This is a genomic window from Pseudoalteromonas sp. bablab_jr010, assembly GCF_016464105.1.
Taxonomy (GTDB): Bacteria; Pseudomonadota; Gammaproteobacteria; order Enterobacterales; family Alteromonadaceae; genus Pseudoalteromonas; species Pseudoalteromonas simplex.
Genome location: NZ_JACDWV010000090.1, coordinates 1 through 18906, shown reverse-complemented (window position 1 = coordinate 18906; position 18906 = coordinate 1). Strand labels below are relative to the sequence as shown.

At 40.0% G+C, this 18906-nt stretch carries 13 protein-coding genes; 9 read left to right on the top strand and 4 right to left on the bottom strand.

The genetic code is table 11. The features are described 5' to 3' along the window. Positions 1–2: 2 nt before the first annotated feature. The 3 genes from JIG37_RS09620 to JIG37_RS09610 all read left to right on the top strand — a co-directional run bounded on the left by JIG37_RS09620 (position 3) and on the right by JIG37_RS09610 (position 7396). On the top strand, positions 3–3128 hold the full coding sequence (locus JIG37_RS09620; protein WP_054551753.1) for a PilC/PilY family type IV pilus protein: 3126 nt from the start codon (positions 3–5) through the stop codon (positions 3126–3128). 515 nt (positions 3129–3643) lie between these two features. After that, the gene (locus JIG37_RS09615; RefSeq protein WP_199529260.1) at positions 3644–6862 is read left to right on the top strand and encodes a PilC/PilY family type IV pilus protein; all 3219 of its coding nucleotides are present in this window, start codon (positions 3644–3646) and stop codon (positions 6860–6862) included. 108 nt (positions 6863–6970) lie between these two features. Next, entirely contained in the window at positions 6971–7396 is a 426-nt protein-coding gene (locus JIG37_RS09610; protein ID WP_199529259.1) for a type IV pilin protein, read from the top strand. Between the two features lie 6 nt (positions 7397–7402). Here the strand turns inward: JIG37_RS09610 and JIG37_RS09605 are convergent, their stop codons facing one another. Both JIG37_RS09605 and JIG37_RS09600 read right to left on the bottom strand, forming a co-directional pair. Further along, entirely contained in the window at positions 7403–7942 is a 540-nt protein-coding gene (locus JIG37_RS09605; protein ID WP_199529258.1) for a GspH/FimT family protein, read from the bottom strand. Between the two features lie 72 nt (positions 7943–8014). Beyond that, positions 8015–8563, bottom strand: coding sequence for a GspH/FimT family pseudopilin (locus JIG37_RS09600; RefSeq protein ID WP_199529257.1), 549 nt, complete (start codon positions 8561–8563; stop codon positions 8015–8017). A gap of 138 nt (positions 8564–8701) precedes the next feature. Between JIG37_RS09600 and JIG37_RS09595 the strand changes: the two genes are divergently transcribed. Beyond that, on the top strand, positions 8702–9040 hold the full coding sequence (locus tag JIG37_RS09595) for a P-II family nitrogen regulator (protein ID WP_054551748.1): 339 nt from the start codon (positions 8702–8704) through the stop codon (positions 9038–9040). A 106-nt stretch (positions 9041–9146) separates the two neighbouring features. Here the strand turns inward: JIG37_RS09595 and JIG37_RS09590 are convergent, their stop codons facing one another. Continuing rightward, positions 9147–9905, bottom strand: coding sequence for an outer membrane protein assembly factor BamD (locus JIG37_RS09590; protein WP_054551747.1), 759 nt, complete (start codon positions 9903–9905; stop codon positions 9147–9149). A gap of 129 nt (positions 9906–10034) precedes the next feature. Here JIG37_RS09590 and rluD point away from each other — a divergent pair, with 129 nt between their 5' ends. The 3 genes from rluD to clpB all read left to right on the top strand — a co-directional run bounded on the left by rluD (position 10035) and on the right by clpB (position 14425). Continuing rightward, the gene (rluD, locus tag JIG37_RS09585) at positions 10035–11012 is read left to right on the top strand and encodes a 23S rRNA pseudouridine(1911/1915/1917) synthase RluD (RefSeq protein WP_199529256.1); all 978 of its coding nucleotides are present in this window, start codon (positions 10035–10037) and stop codon (positions 11010–11012) included. A gap of 5 nt (positions 11013–11017) precedes the next feature. Further along, on the top strand, positions 11018–11740 hold the full coding sequence (gene pgeF / locus JIG37_RS09580; RefSeq protein ID WP_199529255.1) for a peptidoglycan editing factor PgeF: 723 nt from the start codon (positions 11018–11020) through the stop codon (positions 11738–11740). A 108-nt stretch (positions 11741–11848) separates the two neighbouring features. Further along, positions 11849–14425: an ATP-dependent chaperone ClpB gene (clpB, locus tag JIG37_RS09575; RefSeq protein ID WP_199529254.1), complete on the top strand. Its 2577-nt coding sequence runs from the start codon at positions 11849–11851 to the stop codon at positions 14423–14425. A gap of 59 nt (positions 14426–14484) precedes the next feature. On the opposite strand, the gene JIG37_RS09570 is transcribed toward clpB, so the two are convergent. Then, positions 14485–16032 carry a PAS domain-containing methyl-accepting chemotaxis protein gene (locus tag JIG37_RS09570; protein ID WP_199529253.1) on the bottom strand — a complete coding sequence of 516 codons (1548 nt, stop codon included), beginning with the start codon at positions 16030–16032 and terminating at the stop codon, positions 14485–14487. A 386-nt stretch (positions 16033–16418) separates the two neighbouring features. Between JIG37_RS09570 and gshA the strand changes: the two genes are divergently transcribed. Together gshA and JIG37_RS09560 are read left to right on the top strand one after the other, a co-directional pair. Continuing rightward, entirely contained in the window at positions 16419–17993 is a 1575-nt protein-coding gene (gene gshA, locus JIG37_RS09565; protein ID WP_199529252.1) for a glutamate--cysteine ligase, read from the top strand. A 136-nt stretch (positions 17994–18129) separates the two neighbouring features. After that, on the top strand, positions 18130–18738 hold the full coding sequence (locus JIG37_RS09560) for a hypothetical protein (RefSeq protein ID WP_054551741.1): 609 nt from the start codon (positions 18130–18132) through the stop codon (positions 18736–18738). Positions 18739–18906: the final 168 nt, after the last annotated feature.

Below are 18906 nucleotides of genomic sequence, written 5' to 3'. Positions count from 1 at the left end.
CTATGAAAAGCTTAAATTTATTACTTTGTCTTTCAGTTGTTTGCTCTCTATTTTTGGATGGCAAAAGCTATGCCGATGATACAGAGCTGTATGTTAATTACGATAAAGACCTTACAGAAAAGGGTCGTGTAATATTTATTTTAGATACATCTGGAAGCATGATGCAATCTGCTAATACAGGAGACAAATGTTTTCACCCGACCGATGGTTATTGGTTTCCATGTCCTGACAGCCGGATGAAGGTAGCAAAAGATACAATCATAAAAACAATAAATAATAACCCTGACCTTGATTACGGGTTTGTGAGATTTGCGCCAAATCAAGGTGGGTATTTTAGAGCCAAAGTTGGCACAGAGCATAGTAAGTTAAAATCAATTATAAGCGATACGTTTGCTGGTGGTTCCACGCCTATTACTGAAACATTGTGGGAAACATACATGTACCTAACTGGGCAAAAAGTTGATTTTGCAAGCGTTATAGATCCTTCGTTGCGCGATACTTCGGCAGAAATTGGTAAAAAATATCTTTCTCCTTTTGACTCTAGACTCACAAAAGATGAACGTTGTGATAACAGTGTGAATGTTTTAATTATTACCGATGGTTCCCCTTACTTTGATGATGCTAGAAATAATGAAATAGATTTGTTGCACCGGCAATTTTTTGGAAAGCCCGCAACGCCTATCCTTGATGATTACAATGCAAACAGCTACTTAGCAGCCCTTGCTAAAGTTATGCATGGCACAGATGATGTGGATATAGACATATTTCCAAAAACGGCGAAGATTAAAGACAAGGTATTTATCAATACAATAGGTTTTGGTGATGGGCTTTTAGAAAGAGGTGAAGCATTACTAAAAAAGACCGCGAATGAAGGGGGGGGAAGCTACTTCAAAGCAGAAAACCCAAAAGAATTAGCTGATTCTTTAGAGCAAACATTTAATGGTCTTAGGGCTGAAGCTGGAACTTTTACGTCCCCTTCGGTGGCTTCGAATAACGCTGATCAAACACGTAGTAGAGATTCATTATACTACACAATGTTTTACCCAAGTACCAGCGCACGCTGGCGCGGCAATCTGAAAAAATTAAAAGTATCGGGTGATACTATCGTTGATTTTAAAGGTAATCTAGCACTAGATGAAAATGGGCAAATAAACAAAGATGCTCACACCTTTTGGCCAGACGGTAGCGGTGAAGCTGACGGCAATGCTGTTGAATATGGAGGAGTCAATTCATATTTATCTCAACAATCAAGCATACCGAATAAAGACAGGAAGGTTTTGACAAATGTCTCTGGTGGTCGAATGCTTCCATTCACTGACTATAGGGTCATTATCCATTACGGAAATCGTTTTAAAGCTGCAGAGGATTTTGAGTCTGATCCAGATGAAGTGTTTGATCTTATTGACTGGTCTAGAGGCCGCGATGTGGATGATGAAAATAGTGATGGTTCAACCGATGATACCCGTCCAAATATCTTTGGAGATCCGCTTCACTCAAAGCCAACAACAATCGATTATGGCAACGATGACGTACGTATTTTGATTGGAACCAATGCAGGCTATTTGCATATGTTTCAGGATAAAAATGATGTACTCAAGGAAAGCTGGGCCTTTATACCCCGAAGCTTGTATAAAATTATTAAACCTCTTCGAGATAATAAAGAAGGGGCTAAAGTTTACGGTATAGATGGGTCTATGTCGGTTTTCTTTGATGATGGAAATAATGATGGAGTTGTAAATGGCGCTGACAGAGTTTGGGTGTTTTTTGGTCTAAGACGAGGTGGAACTGAGTATTATGGCTTGGATATTACAAAGCCAAATTCACCTAAATTGATGTGGAAAGGGCCAATAGTTGGTGGGCAAGGAGACTTTAAAGAGTTAGCACAAACTTGGTCTAAGCCTTCAGTAACGTATATTGACATAAAAGGTTATAGAGATCGCCCACTGTTAGTTTTTGGTGCAGGTTATGACCACAATAAAGATAACTCGAATCGTAGTAACGATACTAAAGGGCGGGGCATTTATATCGTTGATGCTGAAACGGGTAATAAAGTGTGGGCTTTAACGCCATCAGAAAATGGATTCAAGGGTAAACACAGTATTGCCTCAGATATCAGTCTGTTAGATTCAGATTATGATGGCTTTATTGACAGGTTATACGCTACTGACACTGGAGGAGATGTTTGGCGTGTTGACTTGCCATCTGACAACCCGAAGGATGCAAAGCAACCTTGGACCCACTTTAAATTTGCGAGCCTAGGTGGTGAGGGTAAGAGCCAAGATAGACGTTTCTTTTATAACTCAACTATTGCACGAAGTGTGTTTAGCAAAGTCTCAAAAACAAAGATTAATGGTAAAGTAATTACGGCACGTGTGGATACTCCTTTTGATGCAGTGTTAATTGGTAGTGGTAACCGAGCAAAACCGACATCTTTAGAAACTAACGATCAATTATTTATGATTCGAGATGAAAACACTGTTACACAGTCTTTCATCGGTAATGCACCTGATCATATTACACAAGCTGATTTAATGAATGTTAATTCAGACCCTTTCGGTAAAGTACTTGATAAGGTTGATGAATTTGTCAAACTTGAGGTTGAGTTAGCCCAGTTTAAAGGCTGGTATTACAATCTTCAGTCTGCAGGTGAAAAGTCTCTGGCAGCTAGTACTGTGATTGGTGGGGTTGCTTATTTTACAAGTTATACTCCTCCTTCATTAGAAGATAAGGTAAATGAATGTGAGGTTGTAAGTGGTGTCGGAAGCCTATACGCATTTCATCTTCATTACGGTACAAAAATATATGATAACTTGAAGTTTAAGACAGGCACAGATGTACCAGACACCCCAAAACTCTTTTTTGGCGAAACTGACAGCTGTAAAGATACAAACGGCAATGGTTATTGTGATGACTACGAAGGTGAAATTGAGCAAATAAAGATAAGCCAATTTATGACTGTTGGACCCAAAATCGTAGGTGAAGAAAGCCCATTTAAAGTCAAAGGGGTAAATGGACCCGGTTTAACTATTGAAAATGGAGAAATAAAATTAGTGAGTGATGAACCTCTTGGTTTTAAAGTTCAACAAACTTACATATATAAAAAAGAAGAGAACGACAGAAGTTACTAGATTAAATAACATCCTTTTTTGAACACTGGCTTTATGAGTTTTTGAGTATTTATTTTCTCAGTCACCCGTTTTATAAGCTTAACTTGGGTGAACTCATTGTCAGTGTTTTTTCTATATTAAATTAATATTTCTATTCTCTATTAAGTTGCTGTTTATTTTATACTTTTATTTTTTATTTCCACTATTTTGCCAACCCATTCAGGATTATTTTTCCGGTCGTTTTTTCTTATTTCTCTTTTATGCTCTAATTATTTTTTTTATTATTAATTTAGATAAGAAAAGTGTGGAATAGTAGTAGCTTTTTATTATAATAATTATAGTGTGTTTGAATTTTATAAAATGCTTTTTAGCCTTTTTTATGGTTCTGTATAAGTATTGCAGCAACTCAAACATAAGGGTGTTGTAATTTATCGCACTGTTAAGGTTTTCAACTGCTGCAGAAAATCACAAAGCAGAAGTTCGGCAATAACAAAGCTAATCGCTAAATTAATAGCATTAAGGTGACGGGAGAAGTAATGAAAATTAGTAAAACAGTAAACAGGATACTTCTTTGTGCCTTTGCTGCGGTTAGCTTTTCTAGTTCAGCAGAAGATATAGAGCTTTATGTAAATCATAATGTTGATCTCGATGAGAAACCTCGCGTATTAATTGTATTCGATACTTCTGGAAGTATGGCCTTTTCTACTAGTTCGGGTAACAGTTGTGGGTTCTCAAATGGTTTGTATATCCCGTGTTCAGATAGTCGGTTAGGCGTTGCACAAGATGCTATTACTAAACTGGTTGATGGTAACGATGATATTGATTTTGGCATAATGCGCTTTAATAGTACTGAAGGTGGTTATGTACTTGCTGGTATTGGCTCGCCAATGTCAACGTTGAAAACGACGATTGCCAATTTACCTGCTGATGGTGGTACGCCGCTGACTGAAACTTTGTGGGAAGCATACTTATATATTACAGGGCAAAACTTATTCTATGGTGAAAAAGTCAATGAGCTTTTACGTGATACTTCCGTAGAGAATAAATCAACTACAACAAACAGAGTTCGTAAATGTTACTGGTGGGGGTGTCGTTGGGAAAATGAAGTCATCACTAATTTCTCATATATTTCACCATTTGATAATCCTGATGAAGTAAAGCGCTGTGATAACTCCGTTAATATTATCTACATGACAGATGGGGACCCATCTGCAGGATCTGATAATGAGCAAGACTCTAATATTAGCGCATTATATAAGTCGTATTTTGGTAGCTCATTATCAAATGACGATAAAATTGCAGGGGTTCTTCTACACAAGTTAGCTCAGATCATACATGGCACTGATGATGTTGAAGTCGACTTAAGGCCAACCACAACGGATATCCATGAAACAGGGCGTGTATATACCATCGGCTTTGGTAGTGGGATGAGTAATAACGGTAAAACTCTACTTTCGGAAACTGCTCGATTAGGCGGTGGCCAGTACCTGCATGCGAATACGTCAGAGCAATTATCCGAGGCATTGAAAAATACAATCACCCAAATCCGTGAAGTAAATGATAGTTTCACTTCACCGTCAATCGCGAGTAACAATGTTGATCAAACCCGTAGCCGCGAATCGATTTACTACGCTATGTTTTACCCTGAAACGGGTGCGCGTTGGCGTGGAAATTTGAAAAAATTAAAAGTGTCTGGTGATCAAATTGTTGATTCAACAGGTAAATCAGCACTTAATGAAGATGGTTTGATTTCTAATAAAGCGAGAACGTTCTGGCTACCAACTAATGAAGAAGCTGATGGAAATACAGTGCAACGTGGTGGCGTAAATCTACATTTAACTAAACTAGCATCGCGAAAGTTATACACAGACGCGGGTAAGTCTAGTCTAGTAGATTTTACAAAAGCAAATGTTTCGAGTGCCTTAGGTGGCGATGAAAAAGCCGCGAAGTTGTTTGGGGTTGATAAGTCACAATTACAAAAAACAATTGATTGGGCGCGCGGGATAGATGTTGATAACGAGGATGGAGATTCTTCATCAGTGGACCAGCGACAAGATATTTTCGGTGATCCGCTACATTCTAAACCCGTTACAATTGATTATGGTAATGATGACATTCGCATTTTAATTGGTACAAATGCAGGCTTTTTACACTTTTTCCAAGATAAAAAGGACGTTCTTAAAGAAAGCTGGGCATTTATTCCAAGTAGCTTGTACAAAATAATTAAGCCGCTACGAGAGAATCAAGCGAACACTAAAGTATATGGTGTTGATGGTCCAATATCTGTATTTTTCGATGACAAAAATAATGATGGTGTGGTAAATGGAAGTGATCGTGTTTGGGCATTTTTTGGTTTGAGGCGTGGTGGTAATTATTACTATGGCTTAGATATTACAAACCCCGACTCACCAAGTTTACTGTGGAATCAACCTATTGAAGGTGGTTCCGGTGACTTCAAAGAGTTAGGTCAAACTTGGTCTAAGCCTACGGTTACCTATATTAATATGGAAGGCTATAAAAACCGCCCTGTATTGATTTTTGGTGCGGGTTACGACACTAACAAGGATAACGTGATCCGAACAGATGATAACGAAGGCCGCGGGATCTATATTGTTGATGCGCAAACAGGAAATAAAATTTGGGCACTAACTCCAACCGAAAACGGTTTTAAAGGTAAGCACAGTATTGCGGCTGATGTTAGTGTTCTTGATTCGGATTATGATGGCTTTGTTGACCGTTTATATGCAACTGACACAGGTGGTGATATTTGGCGAATAGATATGCCGAGTGAAAAACCAAATAGCTCTGATAGTCCTTGGACTCACTTCAAACTTGCAAGTTTGGGCAGTTCTTTGAGTACGCAAGATAGGCGTTTTTTCTACAAACCGCTGATAGCAAGAACTATGTTCAGCAAGGTCACAGAAACAACTATTAATGGGAAAAAAGTATTTTCTCGACGAGATACACCCTTTGATGCAGTTTTAGTTGGCAGTGGTAATCGTTCAAAGCCAACTTCAACAGTAACTAAGGATCAACTTTTCATGATTCGAGATATTAATACAGTTACTCAATCTTTTGTAGGTAGTGACGTACCTAAGGTAATTACTCAATCTGATTTAATGAATATGGACTCAGATCCATTTGGTAATGCGCTTGATAATGTCGATAAATTTACCAAGCTAGAAGTTGAACTTGGAGCCTATAAAGGCTGGTATTATAACCTTCCGTCAGTGGGAGAAAAATCACTTGCTGCGAGTACAGTTATAGGGGGGGTTGCCTATTTCACAAGCTATACCCCTGCTTCTGCAACCGAGACAACTAACCAGTGCTCGTTAACTGGTGGCTCAGGAAGCGTATATGCCTTTCATTTACACTATGGCACAAAGGTTTACGATAGCCTGAAATTTACTACTTCCAATGATGTTCCGGACACACCTCAGTTGTATTTTGGCGTGGGGAATAGTTGTGTTGATAATAATAATAATGGCTATTGTGATGACTTACCTGATCCTGACAATCCAGATGTCATTAAAGATACTGAAGATAAAGTCGAAGAGTTAAGTCAATTTCTAACAATTGGACCTGGTATTAAGGGGCAAGAAAACCCATTTAAGGTTCAAGAAATCTTAGGCCCAGGTATAACTGTTGAAGACGGTAAAATTAAGCTTGTTAGTGACGCTGTTCCTATTGGTTTTGGCTTTAAAACTCAACAAACCTTTATCTATAAAAGAGAAGTTAATGATGGCTCAAAATAGCCTAATTGCAACACGGCTATAAATAAGTGACTTGTCAGTTGCTTTGAGTAGGTGTTAAACCTATGATGAAATCGTGTTTGGATTCAGCAGATTATAAGGTTATAAAGAATGAATGAAATACAAAACACTAGTGAAAAGGGCTTTACTTTAATAGAGCTTATGATTGCTGTGGCAATTTTAGGGATTATCGCGAGCATTGCTATTCCTAGTTATTTTGAGCACGTAAAACGTACTGCTCGAACTGAGGCAATTACTTCGTTATTAGATGCAGCTAATAAGCAAGAGCAGTATTTTGTCGATAATCGAGAATATACAAGCACAATTGCTGATTTAGGTGTTTCTAGTACTACAGAAAATAACTTTTATACCATTAGTGTCGAGGTAGATAATGACGCAGGTACATTTACATTTAAGGCAACTCCTGAGTCTGGACCGCCGTTACAAGATGCCGAATGTAAAACATTGTCTATTTCTGATACGGGTTTAAAAACGTCAACAGGTTCTGCTGACTCAAGCACCTGTTGGGGTAAATAGACTTTATCAATTATCAGTTTGGCATTTATCAGTATCAATTAACCTGACCCGTCCAAATGGACTAACGCTTATAGCAAGCCCTTTGAGGCTTGCTTTACTATATTCAGGGCAGTAGATAAAAGTACCATTACCTAGCCCCATCGGCATACCTGCTGGGCTAAATGTGACTGAATGACGCGGATAAGTCAGCATATCAAATTTATTAATCGCTTCGATTTCCATTAACTTGGTATCACCACTTTCAAATACACCTAGCACGCCTCTGTCTACAAAAACGGTTAACGATTTGTGCCATATAGCTTTGTTGCATCTGTTGTGTTTTAAGGCGCAGAAGGTGACATAGGCATCATTTGTTTGCGCTTTTAGGCGAGTAAACTGCAGCGCTCTTTTCACCGTTTGCATGTTGCTTTCTAAACGGTTTTTGGCCAGAAGTGGCTTATATTCAAATAAGACGAAATGCAGCAGGAGTGATAAAATTGATAACACTATTAGGCTTTCAATTAACGTCGCTCCATTGAGGCTGCGCAGAGTTGTAAATGCCTTCATCCTTGAAGACTCCAAAATTGCGACTGTTTATTTAACTATAATTCGAGAGTGTGGGCTGTCAATTTACCAAGCTTAATTACAGACATCTGTCGTAGTACCAATATATAAAGCAGTACCAGATTTTAAAATCTCAAGTTGTTTATTGTTATCATCATTAGCTTTAGAAGGGCAGTAAGTGAATTTTCCTGCGTTTGAAGTGAGCATACCGCTGGTATCGAATATTAAAGAGCGATCCCCTGAAAATGCTAACTGACTATTATCAGGTATTTCTTCCATTACCCTTAAAATGATATCGCCAACTCTTGGGTTGTATATACCATTTTGATTCGAATCGAAAAATACGAATAAAGTGCCTTGACTCCAATCGTTTAAGCATGGGACTCGTCTATTTCTTTCAATTCTTGACGTGTTTCCACTACAAACAACCACAACAGCATCGCTAGTAGTAGCTTTTGCTCTGGCAAAACTTAAATTGCGTTTAAGCTCTTGCAAATAGCTTTCCGCTCTATCATTTTCTAGTAGGTCTGAGCTATCCCAGATCGCAATAGTTGCAATAATACCTACGATAGCAATCGTGACCATTAACTCCAATAATGTAAAACCCTGTTGCAATGATTTCATTGTTGTCTCTATTTTGAATCACTTTGTTTAATAATATCATGATTGCTGATTTAATCACCGTAATTCATAGCTTTGTTTGCCATCAGCAATGGGATTGTCTAAAATCGACGCAATCGAGAAATAATAAGTAACCCGAAAATGAAAAAAATCGAAGCAATTATTAAACCATTTAAGCTTGATGATGTGCGCGAAGCATTATCAGATGTGGGCATCACAGGTATGACGGTAAGCGAAGTAAAAGGCTTTGGCCGTCAAAAAGGACACACCGAGCTTTATCGCGGTGCTGAGTATATGGTGGACTTTTTACCTAAGGTAAAATTAGATATCGTATTAAGCGATGAAGATGTTGACCGTGCTATCGATGTTATCGTTAAAACATCGCAAACAGGTAAAATTGGTGACGGTAAAATCTTTGTCACTGACGTTGAGCGTGTCGTACGTATTCGTACCGCTGAAGAAGATGAAGACGCGATTTAATTCCAACTGAAACTCGCACCTTGAGGTGGTTTGGGTATATTCGATCGCAAATATTAAAAAAGGCGCCTTAGGCGCCTTAGGCGCCTTTTTTGCTTTTAGTTTATTTTTAACGCTTATTAGCTTCACGTGTTGCTTTAGCATGTTCACTTAGCTCAGGTAAGCCAAGTTTGTTGTAGCTTTTTTCCATGATCTCAAGCGCTTGATCAAGGTAGCTGCTTTGTGAGTAGTGTTCAACCACGTATTTACCACGGTTTGCTGCAGCAAGGTACGCCTCTCGCTCATAGTAGTATTCGGCAACTTTTAACTCGTAGCGCGCCATTTTATTAAGTAACCATACTAAACGCTTTTTTGCTTCTGGTGCATAAGCACTGTTAGGAAAACGTTTTAAAAGCGTTGATAAATCAGTAAATGCGACACGAGTACGGTTTGCATCTCTGTCGGCACGGTCTACACCAAAATACTCTTGGAATGCGTTTTCATCGGCTTTGATGTTTACCAAGCCACGCATGTAGTACATGTAATCTAAATCTTTGTGGTTTGGGTTTAAGCGAATAAAACGGTCGATTGTTGCGAGTGCTTGCTCAGTATTACCTGCTTGATAATGCGCATACACTAAGTCCATTTGTACTTGTTTTGATAAAGGACCAAAAGGGTAGCGAGAATCAATCGCACTTAATAGCTCAATTGCACGCGCATATAAGCCAGAATCTAATGTTTGTTTTGCATCTTCATATAAAGCTTGCGCAGATTTATTAGGAACGCGTTGGATATCTTCTTGATCGGGTGCTGATGAACAGGCACCTAAGCCAAGTACAGATACTGAAAAAACTATGGCGAACGCACGTTTCCCTATTTTATTTATCATTTTATTTCTTACCTTCGATGTCTTCGGCTAGGCCAAGTGAGGAAAACCGAGTAAACTATACGTATTATATTAAAGCGATTCTAACCCAGTCGAGCACAGCTTGCACTGGTAAATTGGGTAAAGTTACTAATGTCAGAGCAAATTTCTCTCCAAGCCGAGGTTCCAATTGACCTTGGCGGTAAACGTCTAGACCAAGTATTAGCGCAATTGTTCCCTGATTATTCTCGATCACGTATAAAAACGTGGATTTTGGATGATAAAATCACTGTAAACGGCGAAATATTAAACACGCCGCGCGAAAAACTACTCGGTGGCGAAATGGTGAGTGTAGAAACAACCATCGAAGCCCCTCGTGAATATGAGGCACAAAATATCAAATTAAACATCGTTTATGAAGACGATGATATTTTGGTAATTAATAAACCAATGGGATTAGTCGTTCATCCAGGTGCGGGTAACCCAGATGGCACGGTATTAAATGCGTTGCTACACCATTACCCAGACATCATTAATGTGCCTCGTGCGGGTATTGTGCATCGTCTAGATAAAGACACCACAGGTTTAATGGTAGTGGCGAAAACTATTCCGGCACAAACACATTTAGTGTCTTCGTTACAAAAGCGTGAAAACTTCACTCGTGAATACGAAGCAATTTGTAATGGCACAATGACTGCTGGTGGCATGGTTGAAAAACCAATTGGTCGTCATGCAACAAAACGTACCCACATGGCCGTTCATGAAATGGGCAAACCAGCGGTTACGCATTACCGTGTTGCAGAAAAGTTTAGAGCACATACACGCTTACGTTTACGTCTAGAAACAGGTCGTACACACCAAATCCGTGTACACATGGCTTATTTAAATCACCCATTAGTTGGCGATCAACTTTATGGTGGTCGTCCGCGCCCGCCTAAAGGCGCGACGCCAGAGTTGTTTCAAATGCTACGCGACTTTAAACGCCAAGCATTACATGCTGTAAAACTATCAATTGCACACCCAATTACGGGTGAGTTAATGACTTGGCAAGCCCCTATTCCAGATGATATGGCAGCTATGACAGAAGCATTACGCGCTGATACTAAAGCAAACCCAAATATTGAGTTTTAAGCGTTATGATCACACCAGCATGGACTGCCCCAAACACTGTTAGTGCACTGAGTACGACCCGAGAGGGCGGTGTATCAGTTGCACCCTTTGATAGTTTTAATGTGGGTTTACATGTTGGTGATGATGAGCAAGCAGTGCTTGCAAATCGCGCGTTACTTACAAATCAGCTGCCAAACCCTGCTGTGTGGTTAAACCAAACACATAGCAGTGATGTAATCGTGATTGATGAAAAGTCTGACTTAAGCCAAGTACGCGCTGCTGATGCGCTTTACACCCGTTTAGTGAAGCAGCCTCTTGCAATAATGACCGCAGACTGTTTGCCGGTATTACTTTGCTCGAGTTCAGGGGATGAAGTCGCAGCTGTACATGGTGGCTGGCGTGGTTTAGCGCAAGCTATATTGGCAAACACGGTTTCGCATTTTCAAGCGCCAGCAAACGATATTATTGCTTGGTTAGGCCCTGCTATTGGTCCTTCGCAATTTGAAGTCGGGCAAGACGTTAAAGATAGCTTTTGCTTACAAAACCCTGTGCATCAACAAGCCTTTACAGCCAAACATGAAAAATACATGGCTGATATCTACTTACTGGCACGTCAGCAACTGGCACAATTAGGCGTGGTTAAAATATATGGTGGTGAGTACTGTACTGTCACTGATAAATCACAGTTTTTCTCTTATCGCCGCGACGGACAAACAGGCCGAATGGCTAGCTTGATCTGGCGCAATTAATACGCCTTTATACGCATTTTATACGATTAAATTTTCTTCTTTTACTTGAACAAATCACTAAGCATACCCATTAATTAAGCAATTAGATTTTTTAATAGGTAAACCCTTATGCGTTTAGATAGATTTACAAGTAAATTTCAATCTGCGCTTTCAGATGCGCAGTCATTAGCACTTGGGCGCGATCATCAATTTATTGAGCCTGTGCATTTAATGTATTCATTGCTTCAGCAAAATGGTTCAAGCGTGCGTGCGCTACTTGCACAAGCAGGTGTGAGTGCTGACGAATTAAATACCAAGTTATCCCAAGAAATCGAAAAACTGTTTAAAGTTGAAGGTATTGGTGGCGATGTTCAGCTGTCAAATAACCTGATTTCGTTAATTAACTTATGCGATAAATATGCTCAAAAACGAAAAGATAAATTCATTTCGAGTGAGTTGTTTGTTCTTGCCGCGTGTGATGATAAAGGCCCTTTAGGCGAGATTTTTAAAGCGCTGAATATTACTTCTAGCAAGATAGAATCTGCAATTGAAGCCATTCGTGGCGGCCAAAAAGTAGAAGATCCAAATGCTGAAGAAACTCGTCAGGCATTAAAAAAATTCACCATCGATTTAACTGAGCGAGCAGAGCAAGGTAAGCTTGACCCCGTTATTGGCCGTGATGACGAAATTCGTCGTACTATCCAAGTATTACAACGCCGTACTAAAAATAATCCGGTGTTAATTGGTGAGCCGGGTGTAGGTAAAACGGCAATTGCCGAAGGCCTTGCGCAACGAATTATCAATGGAGAAGTACCTGAAGGCTTAAAAAACAAGCGAGTATTATCGCTTGATTTAGGTGCTTTGGTTGCGGGTGCTAAATACCGTGGTGAATTTGAAGAGCGTTTAAAATCAGTATTGAATGAACTTGCCAAAGAAGAAGGTCAAGTCATCCTTTTTATTGATGAAATTCATACTATGGTAGGCGCAGGTAAAACAGACGGTGCAATGGATGCGGGTAATATGTTAAAGCCTGCACTTGCCCGTGGTGAGTTACATTGCGTGGGTGCCACAACCCTTGATGAGTATCGTCAATACATCGAAAAAGATGCGGCACTTGAGCGTCGTTTCCAAAAAGTGTTTGTTGATGAACCATCGGTTGAAGACACCATTGCGATTTTACGTGGTTTAAAAGAGCGTTATGAGCTGCATCACTCAGTTGATATTACCGATCCGGCTATTGTTGCTGCGGCGCAGTTGTCGCACCGTTACATCAGCGATCGCCAATTACCAGATAAGGCAATAGATTTAATTGACGAAGCGGGTTCTTCAATTCGTTTGCAAATTGACTCAAAACCAGAGTCTTTAGATAAGCTAGAACGTCGTATTATTCAGTTAAAACTGGAAGACAATGCGCTGGCGAAAGAAAAAGACGAAGCGAGTCAAAAGCGCCGCACCGAAATGCAAGAGCTGATCACTGAACTTGAAGCACAATACCGCGAGCTAGACGAAGTGTGGAATGCCGAGAAGGCCTCATTGCAAGGCACGCAAGTTATTAAAGCTGAGCTTGAGCAAGCGCGCCTTGATTTAGAAGTGGCACGTCGTGCTAGTGATTTACAGCGCATGTCTGAACTACAGTATGGTCGTATACCTGAGCTTGAGCGTAAACTCGACCTTGCTTCGCAAGCTGAAATGCAAGAAATGAGCTTGCTTAAAAACCAAGTAGGTGAAGACGAAATTGCGGAGATTTTATCGCGTTGGACAGGTATTCCGGTATCGAAAATGCTGCAAAGCGAACGTGAAAAGCTACTGCAAATGGAAGATCAATTACATCACAAAGTGATTGGTCAAGATGAAGCCGTTGTCGCTGTTGCGAATGCAATTCGTCGCTCTCGCGCTGGGCTTGCTGATCCAAATCGCCCAATCGGTTCATTTCTATTCTTAGGCCCAACAGGGGTGGGTAAAACTGAGCTGACAAAAGCACTAGCCAGCTTTATGTTTGACACTGAAGATGCCATGGTGCGCATTGATATGTCGGAGTTTATGGAGAAACACTCGGTGGCACGTTTAGTCGGTGCACCTCCGGGTTATGTTGGCTATGAAGAGGGCGGCTATTTAACTGAAGCTGTACGCCGTCGTCCGTATTCAGTCATTTTATTGGATGAGGTCGAAAAAGCGCACCCTGATGTATTTAACATCTTACTGCAAGTGCTTGATGATGGCCGCTTAACAGATGGTCAGGGTCGCACCGTTGATTTTAAAAATACGGTGATCATCATGACCTCTAACTTGGGTTCAGATATTATCCAAGAGCAAGCGGGTTCAAATGATTATGCCGGGTTGAAAGAAAAAGTGATGGGTGTATTGGTCAGTCAGTTCCGCCCTGAGTTTATTAACCGCATCGACGAAACCGTGGTATTCCACCCACTTGCTAATGAGCACATTAAAGAAATTGCTGATATTCAGTTAAGTAAGCTACGTGAGCGATTAACTGAAAAAGGCTACATTCTTGAAGTTACAGATGCAGCTTTAGACCGCATCGCTGAAAGTGGTTTTGATCCTGTGTATGGTGCAAGGCCTTTAAAACGTGCTATTCAACATACCATTGAAAACCCATTAGCACAGCGATTATTAGGTGGTGATTACCAGCCAGGTGCCATCATTCATATTGATGCTGATGAGAATGGACTTGTTTTCTCGAGTCGCTAATTTGCCTAAAAAACAAAAGCCGCATCATTTATGATGCGGCTTTTTTGTATTAATCAGCTTTAAACTTTAAAGGTTAACAGCATATCGTTAACTTTGCGTGAGCCTTCAACAAGCCCCGCTGCATCTTTAGCCACATTGTAGCTAAGCTTTAAGTTCTCTTCGCTGTGTCCTTTTATGCTTTCTACATTTTCGCGAATATCGGTGCTGACAACTTGTTGTTCCTCAGCAGCCGTCGATATCTCAGTCGCAAGGCCTGATATTTCATCAATTTGCGCGAAGATGCTCGCTAGCTCAGTTTGAGTGTGAGCAGTCGTATCAACACAACTATCTGCTTGCGCTTTAGTTGATTGCATCACTTTAGACCAGCTAAATAAAGTATCTTGAATTTCTTTAATTGAGCTGTGTATTTGTGCTGTCGCATTTTGAGTACGTGAAGAAAGTGCGCGTACTTCATCTGCTACAACCGCAAAACCACGGCCATGCTCACCGGCACGTGCTGCTTCAATGGCGGCATTCAGCGCTAATAAGTTTGTTTGTTCAGCAATGCCTTCAATCTCACTCATTACTTGGCCTATTTTGTCAGCTTCACTAGCAAGAGAGTTAGCAGTAGTGGCAGCTTGCTCTACTTGGTTAGCTAGATCAGACACCATGCTACTGTTATCTTCAATATGCAGTTTGATATCGTTACAGCTTTGATAAGTTGTCTTAACCTTATCAGCTGTATGATGAGTATTAGCAGAAATTTCGCCAATCGTTGCGCTCATTTGCGTCATTGCAGTGGCAATATCACTCAAACGTTGACTTTGTGCAGCAATGCCTTGCTCAGTTAGTGACGATTGTTTATCTAAGCTGGTGGCAATATTTTTAAACGAGTAAGTAGAGTCTTTAACACGACCGAGCACCGTTCTGAGCTTTGCAAACAGCATTTGCTGATTAAAGGCAGCAATGCTAAATGGATGTGATCCTGAATAGACATACCTTGATACTGAATCAAACTCTGCACGTTGCTGCTTTAAATGGCTAGGCGTAACAACCAGTTCGTCATAATTTAGAGCAAAAAGTAGCGCTATAAGCGCACATGCGGCTAAAGCAATCATCCATGACGCGGCCACAGCTAAAGCAACAATACCTGCAACTAATAAAATCGCAGACACTATTTGTCTTAGTGAAATATTCTCACGCAATGATGCGATTGATTTACCATCATTAATTTTAGTGTAGAGCGCTTTTGCACGACTCTTTAATTGCTCAGTTGGTTTGGTACGTACAGATTGATAGCCAACTAACTGCCCATGTTCGTAAATTGGCGTTACGAACGCATCGACCCAATAGTAGCGACCATCTTTGCAGCGGTTCTTCACCATGCCACGCCAAGAGTGACCTTGTTTTAGTTTTTCCCACATCTCTTTAAATGCCGCTTTAGGCATATCTGGGTGGCGTACTATGTTATGGTTTTTTCCGAGGAGTTCTTCTTCGCTGTAACCAGCAATAGCACAAAATTCCTTATTTACGTATGTGATAACACCACGTAAGTCAGTGGTAGAGACAAGCTCTTGATTGTCAGAGTATGTTACTTCCTGATTAATGATTTCTTGCCCACGACGCATATGAGTCCTTGAAATATACTTTTTTATGGTGCGCGGATTATAAACTCAGAAAAATGTAAGGGAAGAGCTTGAAGATTGATCTTTGTTAAACTTTTAAAAATTGTTTAAGAGAATTGATCTAGAACAATAACGAAGCAGAAAAAATATGGTTGCTCTAGTTCTTTAGTATTGGATGAAAGAATTGTTATCTTGTTTCGGTCTTTGTTTGCACTAATAAAATTTATACTCGTCACAGCGGTCACTAAAGCAATTGTATAATATGACTTACAGTGGCAAGATTAACTTTCAGTGTAAGGACTTTTCAGAAACTTATAATTGGCTCTTGAGTAATTATTTTTAGCCCCCATACACTTAGGATTAAAGCCACCTGGCTCGAGGAAGCATTTTTGATAAAACATGATTTAAATAAAACGCTAGCAGCGTTAACAGCTCAATTTCCTAACGCAATTAATGGGATTAAACGTGGTATCGAGCGAGAAGCTTTAAGGATCAAACCAAGTGGTCACATATCAAAGCTGGGGCATCCAAAAGGCGTTGGGAGTGCGTTAACTAATGAGCATATCACGACTGACTTTTCTGAATCTTTGCTAGAATTTATCACTCCAGTGAGCACATCAGCTGAGCAAACCCTAGCCCAGCTAAAAGACTTACAAAAGTTCACATTGTCACATATGAATGATGAACTTCTATGGCCGATTAGTATGCCATGTTTTATTGAGCATCAAGACGACATTGTATTGGCGCAGTTTGGTGATTCAAATATAGGGCGTATGAAAACACTTTATCGTGAAGGCCTTAAAAATCGTTATGGCAGTATGATGCAAGCGATTGCTGGTGTTCACTTTAATATTTCATTTCCTGAAACCTTATGGCAGAGCTTATATCAGCTAAATGAAAGTAAAGTAAGCTTGTCGGACTTTATATCACAAGGTTATTTAGGTCTGATCCGCAATTTTAAGCGTGAACTTTGGCTTATCAGTTATTTGTTTGGTGCTTCACCGGCTTTGTGTAATTCGTTTCTACAAGGGCGTGAAACAGATTTACCCTTTAAAAAATTAGGTAAAGGCACGCTTTATTTAGAAGTCGGTACAGCACTACGTCTGGGAAATCTTGGCTACACAAATAGTGCACAATCGTCTTTACGTGTTATGTATAACTCATTAGAAGAATATGTAGCTGGGTTAAAAGAAGCAATCCACTTATCTTCGGATTTGTATGGTCATCTTGATGATTATAAAAGTGCCGAACCAAAGCAGCTAAACAAAAACATACTGCAAATCGAAAACGAGTTTTACTCGCCAATTCGTCCTAAGCGTAATGCAGCTTCGGGTGAAACACCGACTGATGCGTTGTTACGTGGCGGTATAGAATATATAGAAGTACGTGCATTGGATGTTAATCCGTTTAGTGAAACTGGAATTGATCTACAGCAAATTCGCTTCTTAGATGTTTTCTTAACCTATTGCCTATTAAGCGAATCTCCAGAAATGGATTGGAAAGAGCAAAAATTAAGTACTGCAAATTTAGATGCGGTCGTTAATGATGGTCGTGATCCAGAGTTAATGTTAACAAAAGAGGGGCGGGCTACTAGCTTAACTGAGTGGGCGCATGCTATTTTTGATAAATTACACCCAGTAGCACAGTACATGGATAAAGCTTACGGTGTGAGCTATTACTCTGAAACTATAAAAGAAATGGTAACCTGGGTCGAGGATCCTAGTAAAACCTTTTCTGGTAGATATGTAGCAGCACTTGCAAATGAAAACCAGGATAATGGTCATTTCGCTTTAGCACTTGCACAGCAGTACAAGCAAAGTCACCTTGATGCAGATTACCAATTTTATGATCAAGCATTTTTGGCAGAGCAAGCGGCTGACTCGGTGCTTAAAGAGCGTGAAGTTAAAGCGGCAGACAGTGTATCTTTCACTGCATTTTTAGATGACTATTTTTCTAAAGCTTAGTATGTTGTAGGCATAAAAAAACGCAGCCTAGGGAGGCTGCGTCAAAGATTCTTCAGGGATGAAACAATGCTATACTGCTGCATTCATAAGTTCAGACTGACCTGACGAGAAAAAGTTCAGCGAGATCCATAAAAAAATGAAAAAAAGTATAATTATTTTATCGCTGGCCGCATCATTGGCTGGTTGTGCAACGGCTCCTCCTGAGCAACCTCATGATATTTGTAAAATTTTTGAAGAAAAACCCGATTGGTATTACGATGCCCGTGATGCACAAGAAAAATGGGGCTCGCCAAAACATGTACTGATGAGCATGATGTATCAAGAAAGTTCATTTCGTCATGATGCAGCGCCGCCAATGGAGTACTTCTTGTGGGTAATTCCAATCGGCCGTGCCAGCTCGGCATATGGCTACTCACAAGCAAAAACCCCAACATGGTCTGATTACATTCGCGAAACAGGTAATAGCGGTGCAGACAGAGATGATTTTGACGATGCAATCGATTTTATGGCTTGGTTCGTTTACAAAACCCATAAAGTAAATGGTATATCAAAGTGGGATGCCTATGCGCAGTACCTTAATTATCACGAAGGGTGGGGCGGCTATAAGCGAGGCACTTACAAAAGTAAGAAGTGGCTAATGAGTGTTGCAAATAAAGTTAAACATCGAGCAAGCCGCTATGGCGCTCAACTTAAAAAATGTGAAGCAGATTTAGATAAGAACTGGTTTGAGCGTTTATTTAGTTAATACATAAATAAAAAGCCCGCATCAATTAGCGTAATGCTGATCAGTTAAGAATATTTTTATGATCACTTGACTGATCTTTTCATAGCTTCAAAATCCGATATTAGAAATAATATCGGATTTTTTATGTCTCTAATTCAGCACTTCGATGATATGTCCTCCTTTTTAGAT

Bases quoted from the DNA above. Each gene is read 5' to 3' on its own strand.
- JIG37_RS09620 (WP_054551753.1), top strand. From the start codon at position 3: ATGAAAAGCTTAAATTTATTACTTTGTCTTTCAGTTGTTTGCTCTCTA.
- JIG37_RS09615 (WP_199529260.1), top strand. From the start codon at position 3,644: ATGAAAATTAGTAAAACAGTAAACAGGATACTTCTTTGTGCCTTTGCT.
- JIG37_RS09610 (WP_199529259.1), top strand. From the start codon at position 6,971: ATGAATGAAATACAAAACACTAGTGAAAAGGGCTTTACTTTAATAGAG.
- JIG37_RS09605 (WP_199529258.1), bottom strand. From the start codon at position 7,942: ATGAAGGCATTTACAACTCTGCGCAGCCTCAATGGAGCGACGTTAATT.
- JIG37_RS09600 (WP_199529257.1), bottom strand. From the start codon at position 8,563: ATGAAATCATTGCAACAGGGTTTTACATTATTGGAGTTAATGGTCACG.
- JIG37_RS09595 (WP_054551748.1), top strand. From the start codon at position 8,702: ATGAAAAAAATCGAAGCAATTATTAAACCATTTAAGCTTGATGATGTG.
- JIG37_RS09590 (WP_054551747.1), bottom strand. From the start codon at position 9,905: ATGATAAATAAAATAGGGAAACGTGCGTTCGCCATAGTTTTTTCAGTA.
- rluD (WP_199529256.1), top strand. From the start codon at position 10,035: ATGTCAGAGCAAATTTCTCTCCAAGCCGAGGTTCCAATTGACCTTGGC.
- pgeF (WP_199529255.1), top strand. From the start codon at position 11,018: ATGATCACACCAGCATGGACTGCCCCAAACACTGTTAGTGCACTGAGT.
- clpB (WP_199529254.1), top strand. From the start codon at position 11,849: ATGCGTTTAGATAGATTTACAAGTAAATTTCAATCTGCGCTTTCAGAT.
- JIG37_RS09570 (WP_199529253.1), bottom strand. From the start codon at position 16,032: ATGCGTCGTGGGCAAGAAATCATTAATCAGGAAGTAACATACTCTGAC.
- JIG37_RS09560 (WP_054551741.1), top strand. From the start codon at position 18,130: ATGAAAAAAAGTATAATTATTTTATCGCTGGCCGCATCATTGGCTGGT.